This is a genomic window from Luteimonas sp. A611, from assembly GCF_054072715.1.
Genome location: NZ_JBSVRP010000001.1, coordinates 401,262 through 418,184, shown reverse-complemented (window position 1 = coordinate 418,184; position 16,923 = coordinate 401,262). Strand labels below are relative to the sequence as shown.

General features: G+C 69.8%; 12 protein-coding genes and 1 riboswitch. Of the genes, 5 read left to right on the top strand and 7 right to left on the bottom strand.

Annotated features, from left to right (window positions below; all coding sequences use genetic code 11):
- Positions 1 to 64 precede the first annotated feature (64 nt).
- The 4 genes from rpoH to ACW5EG_RS01785 form a co-directional block, all read right to left on the bottom strand.
- Positions 65 to 955, bottom strand: coding sequence for an RNA polymerase sigma factor RpoH (rpoH, locus tag ACW5EG_RS01800; protein WP_457016987.1), 891 nt, complete (start codon positions 953 to 955; stop codon positions 65 to 67).
- A gap of 275 nt (positions 956 to 1,230) precedes the next feature.
- The gene (locus ACW5EG_RS01795) at positions 1,231 to 3,852 is read right to left on the bottom strand and encodes a TonB-dependent receptor plug domain-containing protein (protein ID WP_457020688.1); all 2,622 of its coding nucleotides are present in this window, start codon (positions 3,850 to 3,852) and stop codon (positions 1,231 to 1,233) included.
- Between the two features lie 48 nt (positions 3,853 to 3,900).
- Complete coding sequence (locus ACW5EG_RS01790) at positions 3,901 to 4,821, bottom strand: helix-turn-helix transcriptional regulator (RefSeq protein ID WP_457016984.1); 921 nt, start codon at positions 4,819 to 4,821, stop codon at positions 3,901 to 3,903.
- 54 nt (positions 4,822 to 4,875) lie between these two features.
- Entirely contained in the window at positions 4,876 to 7,257 is a 2,382-nt protein-coding gene (locus ACW5EG_RS01785; protein ID WP_457020687.1) for a winged helix-turn-helix domain-containing protein, read from the bottom strand.
- A 352-nt stretch (positions 7,258 to 7,609) separates the two neighbouring features.
- Between ACW5EG_RS01785 and ACW5EG_RS01780 the strand changes: the two genes are divergently transcribed.
- Positions 7,610 to 7,981, top strand: coding sequence for a hypothetical protein (locus ACW5EG_RS01780; protein ID WP_457016980.1), 372 nt, complete (start codon positions 7,610 to 7,612; stop codon positions 7,979 to 7,981).
- 48 nt (positions 7,982 to 8,029) lie between these two features.
- On the opposite strand, the gene ACW5EG_RS01775 is transcribed toward ACW5EG_RS01780, so the two are convergent.
- The 3 genes from ACW5EG_RS01775 to ACW5EG_RS01765 all read right to left on the bottom strand — a co-directional run bounded on the left by ACW5EG_RS01775 (position 8,030) and on the right by ACW5EG_RS01765 (position 11,631).
- Entirely contained in the window at positions 8,030 to 8,623 is a 594-nt protein-coding gene (locus ACW5EG_RS01775; RefSeq protein ID WP_457016978.1) for a DUF4136 domain-containing protein, read from the bottom strand.
- A gap of 301 nt (positions 8,624 to 8,924) precedes the next feature.
- The gene (gene thiC / locus ACW5EG_RS01770; protein WP_457020686.1) at positions 8,925 to 10,808 is read right to left on the bottom strand and encodes a phosphomethylpyrimidine synthase ThiC; all 1,884 of its coding nucleotides are present in this window, start codon (positions 10,806 to 10,808) and stop codon (positions 8,925 to 8,927) included.
- A 71-nt stretch (positions 10,809 to 10,879) separates the two neighbouring features.
- Positions 10,880 to 10,987, bottom strand: a riboswitch (TPP riboswitch).
- A 50-nt stretch (positions 10,988 to 11,037) separates the two neighbouring features.
- Positions 11,038 to 11,631 (bottom strand): hypothetical protein, encoded by a 594-nt coding sequence (locus tag ACW5EG_RS01765; RefSeq protein ID WP_457020685.1) that lies wholly within the window; start codon positions 11,629 to 11,631, stop codon positions 11,038 to 11,040.
- Between the two features lie 28 nt (positions 11,632 to 11,659).
- Here ACW5EG_RS01765 and ACW5EG_RS01760 point away from each other — a divergent pair, with 28 nt between their 5' ends.
- From ACW5EG_RS01760 to thrC, 4 genes are all read left to right on the top strand, one after another.
- Positions 11,660 to 11,854, top strand: coding sequence for a hypothetical protein (locus tag ACW5EG_RS01760; RefSeq protein ID WP_457020684.1), 195 nt, complete (start codon positions 11,660 to 11,662; stop codon positions 11,852 to 11,854).
- A gap of 89 nt (positions 11,855 to 11,943) precedes the next feature.
- Positions 11,944 to 14,499: a bifunctional aspartate kinase/homoserine dehydrogenase I gene (gene thrA / locus ACW5EG_RS01755; RefSeq protein ID WP_457020683.1), complete on the top strand. Its 2,556-nt coding sequence runs from the start codon at positions 11,944 to 11,946 to the stop codon at positions 14,497 to 14,499.
- Positions 14,496 to 15,431 carry a homoserine kinase gene (locus ACW5EG_RS01750; protein WP_457016969.1) on the top strand — a complete coding sequence of 312 codons (936 nt, stop codon included), beginning with the start codon at positions 14,496 to 14,498 and terminating at the stop codon, positions 15,429 to 15,431. The genes thrA and ACW5EG_RS01750 overlap by 4 nt, the downstream gene beginning before the upstream one ends.
- Before the next feature lie 121 nt (positions 15,432 to 15,552).
- The gene (thrC, locus tag ACW5EG_RS01745; RefSeq protein WP_457020682.1) at positions 15,553 to 16,839 is read left to right on the top strand and encodes a threonine synthase; all 1,287 of its coding nucleotides are present in this window, start codon (positions 15,553 to 15,555) and stop codon (positions 16,837 to 16,839) included.
- The last annotated feature ends 84 nt before the right edge of the window (positions 16,840 to 16,923 follow it).

Below are 16,923 nucleotides of genomic sequence, written 5' to 3'. Positions count from 1 at the left end.
TCAACTGAGCGGCCACGAAAAAGCCCGGCCGGAGCCGGGCTTTCCTGTGGGCCACCGCCGCGGCTCAGGCCGCGAACAGCGTCTTCATCTTCTTCAACGCGTTGGCCTCGACCTGGCGGATGCGCTCGGCGGAGACGCCGTATTCGTCGGCCAGTTCCTGCAGCGTGACCTTGCTCTCGTCATCTAGCCAGCGACGCATGATGATGTCGCGCGAGCGCGCATCCAGGCGGGCCATGCCTTCGCGCAGCAGGCCGAGCTTGTTGTCCCGGCTGCTGCTGCGCTCGTAGGCCTGGGCCGGATCCTCTTCGCGCGCGACCAGGTAGGCCGCAGGCGCCGGCGGTGCGCGCTCGTCGTCCTCGTCGGACGGCGCATCGAAGCCGATGTCGCGGCCCGACAGTCGCGACTCCATCTCCAGCACTTCGCGCTCGGACACGTTCAGGTCCTTGGCAACCGCCCTGACCTCGGCGGCATTGAGCCAGCCCAGGCGGGTCTTGCTCTTGCGCAGGTTGAAGAACAGCTTGCGCTGCGCCTTGGTCGTGGCGACCTTGACGATGCGCCAGTTCTTGAGGATGAACTCGTGCATCTCGGCGCGGATCCAGTGCACCGCGAAGCTCACCAGGCGCACGCCGACGTCCGGATCGAAGCGCTTCACCGCCTTCATCAGGCCGATGTTGCCTTCCTGGATCAGGTCGGCCAGCTGCAGGCCGTAGCCGCTGTAGCCACGCGCGACGTGCACCACGAAGCGCAGATGCGAGTGCACCAGCTCACGGGCGGCATCCAGGTCCTCGTCGTCCCGGTAGCGGCGCGCGAGCGCCTGCTCATCCTCGGTCGACAGGACGGCGATCTGGTGGACCGCGCCGATGTAGGCTTCCAGCGAACCGAGCGGAGTCAGACCGTTGAACGCGGTAACCGGCAGGTTGTTGGCAACGAGCGCTTGGGACATGGGCATGTTCATGGGGGGCAGTTTAGCAGTCGGCAGATATGACTGCTAAGGCCTCGGAAAGTTCCCTAGCGTTGCATTGCTGGAACGGGACCCCGAGTTTCGCCCGGGCTCCGCGACGGGGCGGTGAACCGCCCCGTCGCGGCAGAACGCGAGTTGCAAATCAACGATTTGCCGCGGGGCATCCCTGACCCAACCGTTCAGGCTTGTACCAGTCACCCTGCCCGATCCGCGTTCACCCGCGAAATCCGTGGCAAAAGCCCGTCCCGCCACCGGACCGCGCCCAGGGTTCAGAACGTCTGCGCGTAACGGAAGTACAGGGTCCGGCCGTAGGCGTCGTAGAGCTCGAAGTTCCAGGGACGTCCGCGAACCTCCATCAGCGCGGGATAGCGGTCGCCGGCGTTGTTGACACCGACGGTGATGCTGCCCTCCCACGGTGCGCGGTAGGTCACCGACAGGTCATGGGTGGTGTAGCTGCCCAGGCGCGAGTTCGGCCCCCCGCCGATGAAGCCGAACGCGGGCGTGCTGGCGGGGTTTTCCTGCGAGTCGATGTAGTTGATGTTCCAGTTCGCGGTCAGCTCGCCCAGCGTCCAGCTGTTGCGCAGGGTGGCGCGCAGGTCGGGCGCGGAGATCCAGCCCAGGCGGTCCTTGACCGTGTCGCCGTCGGTGATGGTGAAGTCGATGACCTTCGCCACCTGCAGCCAGTTCTCCAGCCGGCCGGCGTCGCCCAGCGTGTAGCGGGTGCGCAGGTTGAGGTCGAGGCCGCTCGTTTCCAGGTCGCCCTCGTTGGCATAGGCGGTGTTGACCTCGCTGATCGAGCCGTTCGAGCGCCGCACGACCGAGGTGCCGGTGGGCAGCGCGACGCCGGCGTTGTCGAAGTTGACCAGCTCCTGGAATTCGATCTGGCGGATGCGGTCCTCGACCTCGATCCGGTAGTAGTCCAGGGTCAGGTTGAGCCAGCTGGCCGCGTCCCAGGCCAGGCCGACGCTGGACTGGCGCGAGGTCTCCGATTCCAGGTCGAGGTTGCCGCTGGACCAGGTGTCGACCTGGTAGCTCACGTCGTCGCTCTGCGGCCCGTCGGCGATGTTGTCGCCGTTGGCGTCGCCGCCGCAGTCGGCCGGGCTGTAGCCGAGCACCACGCAGGTGCGGAAGTCGCCCACCTGCTCGGCCGAGAACGCGCGCTTGCCGTGCACGTAGGGCAGCGGCGGCGCGCGGAAGCCCTGGCCGGCCGAGGCACGCAGGGTCAGGTTGTCCAGCGGCTGCCAGCGCAGCGACACCTTGGGCGAGACGTCGCTTCCGTAGTCGCTGTAACGGTCGTAGCGCGCGGCCACGGTGACGTCGAAGCTGTCCACGATCGGGAACAGCCATTCGGCGTAGGCCGCGTAGATCTCGCGCGAGCCTGCCGCCGAATTGCCCGAAGAACCGGCGATCACCCCCGCCTCCGACAGCGAGTCGAAGATGTCGGCGTAATCTTCCTGCCGGTATTCCGCGCCAAACGCCACCACCGAGGTGCCGCCGCCCAGCTCGAACAGGTCGAGCGTGGCGTTGGCGTACAGCTCCTCGATGTCGAAGACGCCGTCGCGCGAGGTGGTGGCGGTGAAGCCCTTGATCACTTCCTCGGAGTTGCCGAACGGATCGAACAGGTTGTAGGAACCGTTTGCGACAGCGGCCTCGGCCAGCGGGGTGACGATGAAGCCGCGTCCGAGCTCCTTGAACCTGGCCTTGCTGCGACGCATGCCGAGGTCGACGTAGAGCTTCTCGGTGGCCTGCCAGTTGAAGCCCACGTTGATGTCGACGACGTTGTTGTCGACGAAGGTGTCCCGGTTGCCGGCCGCCGCGTAGCGGTGGTACACGAATGCGCCCAGGCCGTCGCCAAGCAGCGGATCGTTGGGCGAGCCTTCCGGCACGTACAGCGCGCCCGGCGTGGGCGCATAGCGGCCAAAGCTGTCGGTCCCGCTGTAGCTGCCCGAGGCGTGGATCGACCAGTCCTCGTTGATCTGCCAGCTGCCTCGCGCGAACAGCGACTTGTTCTTCACCGAGGCTTCGTTGGCGGCCACTGCGTTGAAGTCGAACACGCAGTTCTCGCCGTTGCGCCAGAAGTTGGGGTCGTCGCAGGCATAGCCCGGCAGCGCACCGCCGAACTCGCCCTCCTCGCCCGGGTCGGTCGCGCTTTCGAAGTAGAAGTTGTTGCCGTAGAACGAGCCGCCGCGCACGTCGCCACCGATCTGGTCGCGGGTGTAGACCATGTCGCGTGAATTGGCCGAAGCGCCGAACAGCAGGCTGCCGCGGTCGGACGAGGTGCCGAACACCAGCGAGGCCTCTTCGGTATCGCCGCCGCGCACGGCCGGGGTGCCGACGCCGTAGCGGAACTCGGCGCCGTCGTAATCCTTGCGCAGGATGATGTTGACCACCCCACCGATGGCGTCCGAGCCATACAGCGCCGACGCGCCGTCGGACAGGATCTCGATGCGCTCCACCGCCGCCAGCGGGATGGTGTTGAGGTCGGCGTTGGTGCCCGTCGACGGCGCATACGGCACGCGACGCCCGTCAACCAGCACCAGGGTGCGATCGGAGCCGATGCCGCGCAGGTCGATGTCGGCGGTGGCCTGAGCGGTGCTGCCAGAGCGCGGGCGGAAGTTGCCGAACGACGAGAAGGTGGTGTCGCGCAGCACGTCGGCCACGGACACGTCGCCGCTGGCGTCGATCGCGGCGCGATCGATCACGGTCAGCGGCACCGCGCCCTCGATGTCGGCACGGCGGATGCGCGAGCCGGTGACCTGGATGCGGTCCAGGGTCTGCGCTTCGGCGGGGGCGGCGTCCTGGGCGATGGCGGGAAGCGCGGGCAGCGCACAGGCAATGGCGATCGGCAGCGCCGCGAGCCTGCGGCCGCGCGATCGGAACGGGGATGTCATGTGGTTTCTCCGGATCTCGTTATGTGTGCGTTAAACGCATCGACGACGTTACGGACCCCATGCCTGCGTCGCTTGGCCCCACATGCCGGCCCGGTTTGCCGCGTGTGGCGTCCCGGCTCCGTGCAGCCGGTAGCGCGAGGGCGGCATGCCGAAGCGCGCGCGGAAGGCACGCGAGAAGCTGCAGTTGTTCTCGAAACCGCAGGCCGCACCCGCTTCGCCCACGGACAGCCGCGTGCCGCGCAGCAGCCGCGCCGCGTGCACCAGGCGCAGTCGGGTCGATGCAGCCTGGGGCCCTTCGCCGTAGAGCGTCTGGAAGGTCTTGGTGAAGTACCAGACCGAGACGCTGCCCAGCCCGGCGAGTTCGGGAATCCGTACCGGACGGTCGAGGTTGCCGGCCATGTACAGCCAGGCGCGCTGCATGCGCGCGAACACCTGCCGCCGGCGCCGCAGCGAGCGGCCCGGGCAGCGGTCGACCAGTTCGCGGAAGCCCGTCTGCTGCGAGGCCAGCAGGCGCAGCAGCGGCTCGATCCGCAGGCGCTCGACCTCGTGTTGTCCGGTCCTGTTGCGCATGAACTGCGCGCAGCGGCGCCACAGGCGCAACGCGGCGTGGCGGGCGCCCGCGGCCATCGTGCCCAGGCCCGGGAACAGCCCGCCTTCCACCGCAGCCATAGCCTGCATCCGTGGCGACAGCGCAACGCCGACAACCAGCCCATCGACCGCCGTGTGCAGCAGCGGCCGCGAGTCGCGCTCGAGCACGATCCACTGGCCGCGCGAGAGCACGAAGCGGCCTTCGCGGCAGTCGATCCCGGCGCTGCCGCGCAGCACCATCCAGGCGCTGGCCGCGGCGTCCGCGATGGCGAGGCTGCCGCCGCGGCTGGCCATCATCAATACGGGAAGATCATCGCCTGGCAACTGTCCGCCTGCGGCATGTGCGCCGCCGCGATCGCTCCAGATCGTCTGCATCTGCATGGCTGTCTCCTGTGCGGAATCCAGCCACCTGTTTGACGCGAGCGGATCCGAAACTCAGGAAACCAGCACGAAATCGTGCCGACATTGCGCCGCGGCGCATCCGAAAGTCATGCTCCGTGCCCTGCGCCCCATGACTTCCGCCACGGCTGCGGCGGGTCCGGGCGTCCCGAGCGCCGCTGCGTCCACGCCCTGCGGCAGCTCGGCCCAGCCGATGTCGATGTTCTGCGACATCGGCAGGCCCAGGTACACCCTGCCTCCTTGCGCATCCACCGCGGGCGATCCACCGACCGCGATGCCGTCGCGCGAGATGCAGCTGCCTCGTCCGGCATCGCCGACACCCGGCAGCAGCGGCCGCCAGGGCGTGGCGCAGTCGCTGTCGGGGCCGATCGAATATGCGCGACCGCCGTGCATGCCCCAGTGCCGGTAATGCTGTGGTTCGGGCAGGGTGTCGGCGATCCGGGCACTGCCGCGCAGCGATGCATCCGCGCGCCACAGGCCGGGTGTCGATGGGCGGGTGAACAGTACTGCGCCGGTGCCGGCGTCGTAGCGGGCGAGACCAACGTCGTCCTCGCCGGCCAGTTCGCGCCAGCCGTGGCGCGCGTACAACACCAGGCGTACGCGGCCCTGGCCACCGTCCACGCCCACCAGCAGCCGGCCCGGCTGGTCGACATACGCGGCAAACACCGGACGCGCCGCCGGCACCGGCAGCAGCTGCACGCGACCGGTGGCCGCTTCCACCTCGAACAGGCGATCGCCGTCGGCGGTGCGGCCCAGCACCAGCAGGCGGCGGCCATCGTCCGACCACACCGGCGGATGCCGCGGCAGCGGCTGCAGGCCCTCGACCGCGCGCAGCGTGGCGGGCTGGTCGACATCGCCCAGCCACAGCTGCACCGACATCGAGCGATCCGACAGGAAGGCCAGCGTCTGGCCGTCGGGCGAAAGCGCCGGCAGCATGTCCACCCCGCTGGACGCGAACACCGGCTCGGGCGCCGGATCGCCATGGCCATCGATGCGCGCGCGGAACAGGCCGCTGCGCGACTGGTCGATCTCGAACACCATCGACCAGGCATCCGCGGCGATGTCCGGATGCACCGCATTGCCCATCGGCAACCGCGACAGCGGCAGCATGGCGGCGTCGGACAGGCGCAGCAGCCACAGCGCGGCGTCGCCGGCCACGTGGCTGAGCACCAGGCCGCTGCCATCGGGCAGCCAGTCCCAGCCGCGGATGTCGCCGCGCAGTTGCGTCAGCGGGCGCGGCGTGCCGCCCTCGGCCGGCATGATCCACAGGTCGGCCAGCGACACGTTGCGACGGAACACCAGCCAGCGCCCGTCGGGCGAGTAGCGCGGCAGCTGGTCGACATCGCCATCGCCGATCGCATACGCCAGTGCCCGCCATTGCCCGCTTGCGAAGTCGAGCTGCTGCAGCGGCGCACTGGCCTCGCCGGCCGCGCGCGGACCACCCATCACCAGGCCGCGGCCGTCCGGCGTCCAGTCGAACTGCGACCAGCTGCCATGCAGGCATGGCCCGGCTTCGCGCGGCGCGCCGCCGCTGGCGGCCACCAGCATGAACCGGCACGCGCCGGGCGATACGCGCACGAAGGCGATGCGCGTGCCGTCGCGCGACCACACCGGCATGGTGTCGGCCTCTCCAGACGCTGGCAGGGTGAGCGCGCGGGCCGGGGACTGCGCCACGGGCTGCAGCATGAGTGCGCTGCCGCCCTGGGCGCCGGCCTGGGCGAACGCGACAGTCGTGCCGTCCGGCGACAGCGCGGGCAGGCGCTCCTGGCCCGGGGTGGAGGTGATCGCGCGGTAGCCGAGCTCAAGCACCGGATGCACGTCCTCCGCCGGCACTGCGGCCGCAGGGTCGCCCGTGGACAGCGCCCACAGCGCCATGGCGACGCCAGACAGCAACAGCACGAAGCCGGCGACGAGCGCGGATGCAGCCAGCCTGTACCGCCGCCGCGGCGAGGCTTGCGCGGGAAGCGCTCGGTCGGAGGGCGATGGTCCGGACGGACCCGGGTCGGGCGCCAGGGTCGCGTCATGGGCTGGCAGGGTCGGCGCCTGCCCTGCCGCATCGCCGGGATCCGCGCTGACCTCACAGTCCAGCCACTGCGCAGGCGCCAGCAGGCGGTAGCCGGTCTTGGAGATGGTCTCGATGTAGCGCGGCGCGTCGCGGTCGTCGCCAAACGCCTTGCGCAACTGGGTGATGGCCTGGGTCAGCACATCGTCGGTCGGCATCGTGTCTGGCCAGACCTGTTCGAACATGGCATCGCGGGTGACGACGCCGCCCTGCCGTTCCACCAGCACCACCAGCACCTGCAGCGCCTTGTGGGTGAGCCTGCGCCCCTCGCCGCCATCGGTGCGTGTCACCACGCGCCGGATCGTGTCGACCTCGCAGTCCAGCACGCGCAACCGCAAGGCGGACGGGCGGATCATGCGTCGCCGACCGCGCCGGTCGGCGCCGGCACATCGGGACGAGTAAAAGTGGTGACCTGACGGCGCATGCGTTCGCGGCGCGGCCCGTGGGAACAGGAATTGCAGACTGTCACCGCACACGGCGCACTGCATGTGTCATTGGTGGGGCCTGCGCCTGCGCGGCAAGCAGGTTTCAGGGGCAACACTTCTCCTGCGGGTACGGATCCCGATGCAGCGGATTTGCGCTGCTAGCACGCAACGTTTGCAGCTTCCGGCCGCAACCTCTGCCGCTGGTCACGGGCACTTCCTGCAGATTCGCGCTGGCCAGCGGCGGCCTAGCCTGCAGGTGTTCCCCACCCCAAGAGGCCACGCCATGAAGACCATCGCAATCACGTTCGGCACCATCCTGGCCGTCTGCTCCGTGCTTCCCGCAGCGGCAAAAGAGGCCGGAACGCTCCCGGACTGCGTTTCACTGTCCAGCGCCCACCAAGGCACGCGCGGCGCCGAAGCCAAGCAACTGCTGCTCAAGGATGGCGACGAGCACTACCGCGTTGCTTTCAACGGCAGCTGCCAGGCGATGGCGCGAAGCTCGAAGGTGCAGGTGCAGACCAACGGGCAGGCCAACCTCCTGTGCCCCACAGGCTCCTCGGTGCATGCGGCCAACCGTAGCTGCGACGTGCACTCGGTCGATCTCATCGACGCAACCGCCTACGAGCGCCAGGCGCGGCTCAACCGCAGCCGCTGACCCCGCCCTGCCCGTGGAATCACGGGCAAGGGCGGAACCTCGGGTCGATCACCTCGGCGCGGGCACCAAGCCGGCGCGATACGGATACTGCGCGAAGATCTCCGCCATCGTGCTGTCGATGCGCGCGGCCCGTGCGGCCGGATCCTTGGTCCGGCCGACGCGGCCGACCGCGATGCCTTCCCACACCAGCCGGTTGCGCTCGACGTCGATCAGGTCCACGTTGAGCGTGCCCTCGGTGTAGCGATGCACGTCGGTGCGGTCGCGCCAGTAGGGCACTACGTAATAGCCGCGGGCGCGATAGCTGTAGTAGTAGGCGTAATCGACCGTGGGCATCGAGGTCACGTCGGTGCGCTGCTGGGTGTGGGCGTTGATGTTCAGCCACAGGTCCGGCCGCTCGGTCGTGAACACGTAGCCAAGCGACTCCATCTGCGCGCGCGCCGCGTCCTTCATGCGCTCGGTTGCGGCGGAGCTGTAGCCATGCGGTTCGATCGCCAGCGGCGAATAGAAGCCGAAGGTGCGGTAGCGGCTGAAATCGGCTTCCGGATCGGCCTCGGTCGTGATGCGCGGGCCAGTGGCGCAGGCGGCAAGCAGGACCAGGGCGGCCAGCCCCAGCACGCGTGCAGCAACGCGAAAGGTACTCATGGGCAAGGCCTCCTGTTGGTCCGGCTGACGCTAGCATGCCTCCTGCTACGCCGAGTGAACAAATCGGCGCGGGCATACCCCGGCCTTCGTGGCCAACCGATGGCGTGCACATCGCCATGACCCGCGATGCGCCAGGCTTGCATCACCAGCCCGGCCACTCGACCGGGGCGACTCTCTCTCCGATAGCTGTTTGAGGCGCCGGTCCCGGCGCCTTTTTTTCGGGTCGTCTCCCATTCGGGAGGCGGGCCGTAGTGCAAGCGGCTGGATCAGTCCTGCGGCCGGGTCGTGCGCTGCACCGCCGTCAGCCGGGCCCGTATACCTCCGCGCCCTGTTCGCGGAACTCCGCCGACTTGGCCGCCATGCCGACCTCCAGCGCCTGCGTGGCCGCCAGGCCTTCCGCGGCCGCGTAGTCGCGTACGTCCTGGGTGATCTTCATCGAGCAGAAGTGCGGGCCGCACATCGAGCAGAAGTGGGCCAGCTTGTGCGCGTCCTTGGGCAGGGTCTCGTCGTGGAACTCCTTCGCCTTCTCCGGATCCAGCCCCAGGTGGAACTGGTCCTCCCAGCGGAACTCGAAGCGTGCCTTCGACAGCGCGTTGTCGCGCAGCTGCGCGCCGGGGTGGCCCTTGGCCAGGTCGGCGGCATGCGCCGCGATCCGGTAGGCCATGATGCCGTCGCGCACGTCCTGGCGATTGGGCAGCCCCAGGTGCTCCTTGGGCGTGACGTAGCAGAGCATCGCGCAGCCGTACCAGCCGATCATGGCTGCACCGATCGCGCTGGTGATGTGGTCGTAGCCGGGCGCGATGTCGGTGGTCAGCGGCCCCAGTGTGTAGAAAGGCGCCTCGCCGCACTCGGCCAGCTGCTTGTCCATGTTCTCCTTGATCAGCTGCATCGGCACGTGGCCGGGGCCTTCGATCATGGTCTGCACGTCGTGCTTCCAGGCGATCTTCGTCAGCTCGCCCAGCGTCTCCAGCTCGCCGAACTGGGCCGCGTCGTTGGCATCGGCGATGCAGCCCGGACGCAGGCCGTCGCCCAGCGAGAAGGCCACGTCGTAGGCCTTCATGATCTCGCAGATGTCCTCGAAGTGCTCGTAGAGGAAGCTCTCGCGATGGTGGGCCAGGCACCACTTGGCCATGATCGAGCCGCCGCGGCTGACGATGCCGGTCACGCGCTTGGCGGTCAGCGGCACGTAGCGCAGCAGCACGCCGGCGTGGATGGTGAAGTAGTCCACGCCCTGCTCGGCCTGTTCGATGAGCGTGTCGCGGAAGATCTCCCAGGTCAGCTCCTCGGCGCGGCCGTCGACCTTCTCCAGCGCCTGGTAGATCGGCACCGTACCGATGGGGACGGGCGAATTGCGGATGATCCACTCGCGGGTCTCGTGGATGTGCTTGCCGGTGGACAGGTCCATCACGTTGTCCGCGCCCCAGCGGATCGCCCAGACCAGCTTTTCCACTTCTTCGGCAATGCCGGAGGACACGGCCGAGTTGCCGATGTTGGCGTTGATCTTGGTCAGGAAGTTGCGGCCGATGATCATCGGCTCGCTTTCGGGATGGTTGATGTTGCAGGGCAGGATCGCGCGGCCACGGGCGATCTCATCGCGTACGAACTCCGGGGTGACGGTGGCCGGGATGCTGGCGCCGAACGACTGCCCCGCGTGCTGGGCAAGCAGGCCCGCGTCGCGCACCGCTTCGAGGCGCTGGTTCTCGCGGATCGCCACGAACTCCATCTCCGCGGTGACGATGCCGCGGCGGGCGTAGTGCATCTGGGTGACGTTGGCGCCGGGCCTGGCGCGCCTGGGCAGCACGCGGTTGGGAAAGCGCACCGCGTCCAGCTTCGCGCCTTCCCCGCGGGCACGTCCGAAGTCCGAACTCGGCGCCGGCAGCAGCGACGTATCCCCACGTGCCTCGATCCAGCGCGCGCGCAGCGGTGACAACCCGGCGGACAGGTCGATGCGGGCCTCCGGATCGGTGTACGGGCCGGAGGTGTCGTAGACCGTGATCGGCGGATTGTCCTCGCCACCGAACAGGCTCGGCGTGCGCGTCTGCGCGATCTCGCGCATGGGAACGCGCACGTCCGGGTTCGCAGCGTGGACGAAGACCTTGCGCGAACCCGGGATCGGCCGGGTGACGGATGCGGAGAGGTCTCCGGCCTGCTGGACCAGCGAAGCGGTTTCGGGAATGGCGTTCATCGGCGTCGTCCTTGGGCGGCCGCGAGGAATTCGCGGCACGGAACGAAGCGAAGACGCGGACGCCCCGCATGGGACGTCGCCGCGAAGCTTCCCTACGCCGGTATCAACCGGATCAGGTTCGAAGGGACTGTCTCAATCCACCGGGCGCCAGGCGCCCGCGGATACCCCCGCTTCGTGGCCATTAGACCGCGGGCGCCGCGCGGGCGCCAGCCGTGGCGATCGCCGAACCTCAGAACGCCAGGGTCGCGCCGGCCATCGGTCCGCGGAAGCGCTGGTCGATCCCGATGGAGCCGTCGGCACCTTGCTGGCGCAGGTTGAGCTTGAACCAGTCGTAGCCGGCGTACAGGCCGAAGTTGTCGGTGAAGCCATATTCGACCAGCGCATTGGCGCGGCTCAGGTCGCCCTCGTAGTCGTCGAAATCGCCCCAGTCCGCGTCCAGGTACTGGCCCTGGACGACGAAGCGCCAGCGCTGGTCCTGGGTATTGAAGCCCAGCCGCACGCCGACCACGGGCGCGGTGCCGCTCTCGGACTCGCGCGCGGTGTAGCGTTCGCCGTCGCTGTCGGCACGCAGTTCCGCGGCCAGGCGTGCGCGTTGCACGCCGATCTGCAGGCCGATGCTGGTGGTCGGGCTTTCGACCACCGCGAAATCGTAGACCGCGCCGCCCAGGTCGAACTCGGTATCGAGGGACGCGGTGGTGCCGGCCGCGATGGTGGTATCGCCCAGGTCGATGTCCTCGCCCAGGGCGTAGCCGCGATCCTCGGCGTAGCGGAAATAATTGAACAGCAGCCGATGGCGGTTGCCGAAACGGAATCTGCCCTCCACACGCGGCACCGTCTTCTCGCCCAGCTTGATGGTTCCCGATGCAATCAAACTGCGCCTTGACGCGCTGCATCATCGTCCGGTATTCATGGCGGCCATGTCGCACGTCCACACCATCGTCACGCCCCGCAACGCTGCGCCCTGCGCGCAGGCGGTTGCGATTGCGACGGTCATTACCACCACCGGCACCATTCGGGCCGGGGTGCGGACGCGCGTGCAGGATTGATCGACCACGCCGCTCCGCACCCGATCCGGGTGCGGGCCGCACGGCCTCCACCTCGACCGGACGCGGAGCCCAACCGGAGCTTCCAGAGCATGTCGTCCGCATCACAAACCCTCGGTGACGCCGTCGCCTCCGCCGCCTCGTCCGTGCTTTCGGCGCTGCAGCCCGCGTCCACCACGCGCGTCCACAAGTTCGGCGGCAGCAGCGTGGCCGATGCCGCGCGCATCACGGCCCTGCCACCGCTGCTCGACGACGGCGCGGATGTCCGCGTGGTCGTGGTCTCGGCGATGGCGGGCACCACCAATGCGCTGGTGGCGATGGCCACGCAGGCCGCCTCCGGGCAGGACTGGAGCGGCGACTGGTCGGCGCTGCGCGAACGCCACCTGTCCACCGCCGACGAACTCGATCCCGACGGTCGCCACGGGCTGCGCGATGCGGTTGCGCGCGACTTCGACGGCCTGCGCGACGACCTGCTTGCCCTCGCCTCGACGACCGGCGACACCGCGCCGGTCATCGCCCAGGTGCACGGGCTTGGCGAACTGGTGTCGTCGCGACTGGTGCAGGCGGCGCTTGGCGGCGAATCCGGCGGCTGGCAGCGCCTCGACGCGCGCGACGTGCTGGTCGTGCATCCGGGCGACATGGGCGTGGGCGTGGACTGGGAGGCCTCGCGCGAACGCTTCGCCGACTGGCGCGCGCGCAACCTGCCGCAGCGCGTGGTCGTCACCGGCTTCATCGCCTGCAACGCCGCCGGCCAGTGCACCACCCTCGGCCGCAACGGCAGCGACTATTCCGCCGCGATCTTCGCCAACCTGTTCGACGCCAGCGAACTGCTGATCTGGACCGACGTGGACGGCGTGCTGTCGGCCGATCCGCGCCTGGTCCCCGACGCGATCGTGTTGCCGACGATGTCCTACGCCGAAGCCTGCGAACTGGCCTACTTCGGCGCCAAGGTGCTGCATCCGCAGACCATGGCGCCGGTGCAGTCGCGCAGCATCCCGCTGTGCATCCGCAACACGCTCAACCCCGGCGCGCCGGGCACCTGGATCCTTGCCGAGAATCCGGCAGGCGACGCAGCGCTGTCGCCGGTCAAGGGCCTGACCATCGTCCGCGACATGGCGGTGCTGGAGCTGGCCGGCAACGGCATGGTCGGCGTGCCCGGCACCGCGGAAAAACTCTTCGCCGCGCTGCATCGCGCCGGCGTGTCGGTGGTGATGATCTCGCAGGGATCGTCCGAGCATTCGATCTGCTGCGTGGTCCGCGACAGCCAGGTCGAGCGCGCCCGCGCCGCGGTCGAGGCGGCATTCGCCGACGCCATCGCCGACACCCAGACGCAGACGGTGCACCTGACCCGCAGCATCGCGATCCTGGCCGCGGTCGGCGACGGCATGGTCGGCATCCCCGGCGTGGCCGCGCGCCTGTTCTCGGCGCTGGCGCAAGCTCGCGTCAACATCCGCGCGATCGCGCAGGGCGCCAGCGAGCGCAACATCTCGGTGGCGATCGCCGATGCCGATGCCACGCGCGCGCTGCGTGCCACGCATTCGGCGTTCTGGCTGTCGCCGCAAACGGTGTCGGTGGGCCTGATCGGCCCCGGCCAGGTCGGACGCGCGCTGCTGTCGCAGATGTCGGCGGTGCTGCCGCGGCTGCGCGCCACCTCGCAGGTCGACCTGCGCCTGCGCGGCATCGCCAACAGCGGCTACATGGCGCTCGACCACTTCGCCATCCATCCCGACGAGGCAACCACGCGCCTGACCGGGATGACCACGCAGGCCTTCGATGCCTGCGCCTTCGCCGCGCACATCCGCGCCGAGCACATCCCGCATGCGCTGATCGTGGACTGCAGCGGCAGCGATGCGATCGCGCAGCACTATCCCGAATGGCTCGCCGCCGGCATCCACATCGTCACTCCCAGCAAGCACGCCGGCAGCGGCAACTGGGAGCGCTATGTGGCGATTGGCGAGGCGCGGCGCGGCGGCAGCCGCTTCATGTACGAGGCGACGGTCGGCGCCGGCCTGCCCGTGATCAGCACCCTGCGCAACCTGCTCGACACCGGCGACACCGTGCTCGCCATCGACGGCATGCTCTCGGGCACGCTGGCGTGGCTGTTCAACAGCTTCGACGGCAGCCGCCCGTTCTCGGCGTTGGTGCGCGAGGCGCGCGAGCTTGGCTACACCGAACCCGATCCGCGCGACGACCTGTCGGGCCTGGACGTGGCGCGCAAGCTGGTGATCCTGGCGCGCGAGTCGGGTCGCGAGCTGTCGCTGGACGACGTGCAGATCGAAAGCCTGGTGCCTGAGGCCCTGCGTGGCGTGCCGCGCGACGAGTTCCTCGCCAGGCTCGAGGAACTCGATGCGCCGATGCAGCAGAGACTCGAAGCGGCGCAGGCGCAGGGCGAGTCGCTGCGCCACATCGCCCATCTGTCCAGCGAAGGCGGCGCGCGCGTCGGCGTGGTCGCCCTGCCCGCCTCGCACGCCTGCTGCCACACGCGGCTGACCGACAACCTGGTGCAGTTCACCACCGAGCGCTACGCCAGCAACCCGCTGGTCGTGCAGGGGCCGGGCGCGGGACCGCAGGTGACGGCGGCCGGCGTGTTCGGCGACGTGCTGGCGATCGCGCACTCCCTCAACAGCGGCGTCGGCGTGCAGGCATGAGTGCATCCGTTCGTGCGTTCGCACCGGCCAGCGTCGGCAACATCGGCGTCGGCTTTGACCTGCTCGGCCATGCCATCGACGGCCCGCGCGACATGGCCACGGTGCGCCGCATCGACGAGCCGGTGGTGCGCATCGAGGCCATCGAAGGCGACATCGCGGGCATCGAGAAGCTGCCGCTGGAGGCCGCGCACAATACCGCCGGTGGCGCACTGATCGCGCTGCGTGAAGCGCTGGCGCTGCCGTTCGGCTTCGCCCTGTCGCTGCACAAGGGCATCCCGCTCGGCTCCGGGCTTGGCGGCTCGGCGGCATCGTGCGTGGCAGCCCTGGTCGCCGCGAACGCGCTGCTCGACGCGCCACTGCCGCGCGAGGCGCTGTACGGATTTGCGCTGGAAGGCGAGGCGATCTCCAGCGGCAGCCGCCACGGCGACAACGTCGCGCCGATGCTGCTGGGCGGCGTGGCGCTGGCCACCGCGAGCCGCGCGCTGCGGCTGGAGGTGCCGGCCTGGCTGCATGCGGTCGTGGTCCATCCCGACCAGGTGCTGGAGACGCGCCGCTCGCGCGCGGCGCTGGCCGAACCGTATCCGCTGCACGCGCTGGTCGAGCAGACCGCCCACTTGGCCCAATTTCTGCTGGGTCTGCAGCGCGGCGACGCCGGGCTGATCCGCGACGGCCTGCACGATGTGCTGGTAGAGCCGAGGCGCGCGCCGCTGATCCCGGGGTTCGACGCGGTCAAGTCCGCCGCGCTCCGGCACGGCGCACTGGGTGCCAGCATTTCCGGCGGCGGTCCCAGCGTGTTCGCCTGGTTCGATTCGCAGGCGGCCGCCGCCAACGCGGCGCCGGCCATGCGCCAGGGCTTTGTCGACGCGGGATTCGATGCGCGCGCCTACGTCACGCCGGTCGATGCGCCGCGTGCCGAGATCATCGCCAGCTAGCCGCACACACCGTCATCCCGGCAAAACACCGTCATCCCCGCGAAACACCGCCATCCCGACAAAACATCGTCATCCCGGCGAAGCCACACCCTTTCACCGCCACCGCTTCCCCGAGAGTCCCATGCAGTTCATCAGCACCCGCGGGCAGGTTGCGCCCACCTCCATCGATGCCGCCCTGGTCGCCGGCCTTGCGCCCGACGGCGGCCTGTACGTGCCTGAATCCATTCCGTCGGTGGATTTTTCCGCGCCCTTGCCGACCCTGCCGGCAACGGCCTTGCGCACCCTGGCACCGTTCTTCGCCGACTCGGCGCTGCGCGGGCGGCTCGAGGCGATCTGCAGCGACGCGTTCTCGTTCGATGCGCCGCTGCGGCCGCTGGCCGGTCCCGGCGACCACGTGCTGGAGCTGTTCCACGGGCCCACGGCCGCCTTCAAGGACTACGCCGCGCGTTTCCTGGCGCGCGCGCTCGAGGGCCTGCGCGCCCCCGATGCACCGCCCACGACGATCCTGGTCGCGACCTCGGGCGACACCGGCGCCGCGGTGGCGGCGGCGTTCCATCGGCGGCCCGGTTTCCGGGTCGTGATCCTGTATCCCGACGGCAAGGTGTCGCCGCGGCAGGCGCACGGGCTGGGCTGCTGGGGCGACAACGTCGCCGCCTACCGCGTCGACGGCAGCTTCGACGACTGCCAGCGGCTGGCCAAGCAGGCGCTGTCGGACGAGGCGCTGCGCGCGCGCGTTGCGCTGGGCTCGGCCAACAGCATCAGCCTCGGCCGTCTGCTGCCGCAGGCGGCGTACTACGCGCACGCCGCGTCGCACTTCCACGCCGGGCACGGACAGCCGCTGAACTTCATCGTCCCGACCGGGAACCTCGGCAATGCGAGCGCGGCCTTCCTCGCGCGATCGATGGGCGCGCCGGTCGGCGAGATCCGCCTGGCCTGCAATGCCAACGACACCCTGCCGCGCTATTTCGCCGGCGCCGCCTATGCCGCACAGCCCACCCGCGCCACGCTCGCCAACGCCATGGACGTCGGCGCGCCGAGCAACTTCGAGCGGCTGCGCCACTGGCACGCAGGCGACGACGCGCTGCGCGCGGCCTTCGTCGCGGAGCCGGTGGATGACGCGACGATCCGCGCGGTGGTCCGCGAGGCGCCGGCGCGCCACGGCATCGTCGCCTGTCCGCATACCGCCACCGCGCTCAGGCTGCTGCAGGACCTGCGCGCGTCGGGCGACACGCGTCCCTGGGCGGTCGTGGCGACCGCGCATCCGGCCAAGTTCGAGAGCATCGTCGAGCCGCTGGTGGGACACGTGGTCGAACCGCCGCCCGCGCTGGCCGAGTGCCTGGCGAAGCCGGCGCACGCGGAGGCGATGCCCGCGGATTACGGGGCGCTGAGGGCGCTACTGGAAGGCTGAGACACGGGCTGGAAGCCTTCGGGAAGGCCGTCGCGGCGGTGGTCCCCACCCCGGCCCTCCCCCGCAGGCGGGGAGGGAGCAAGG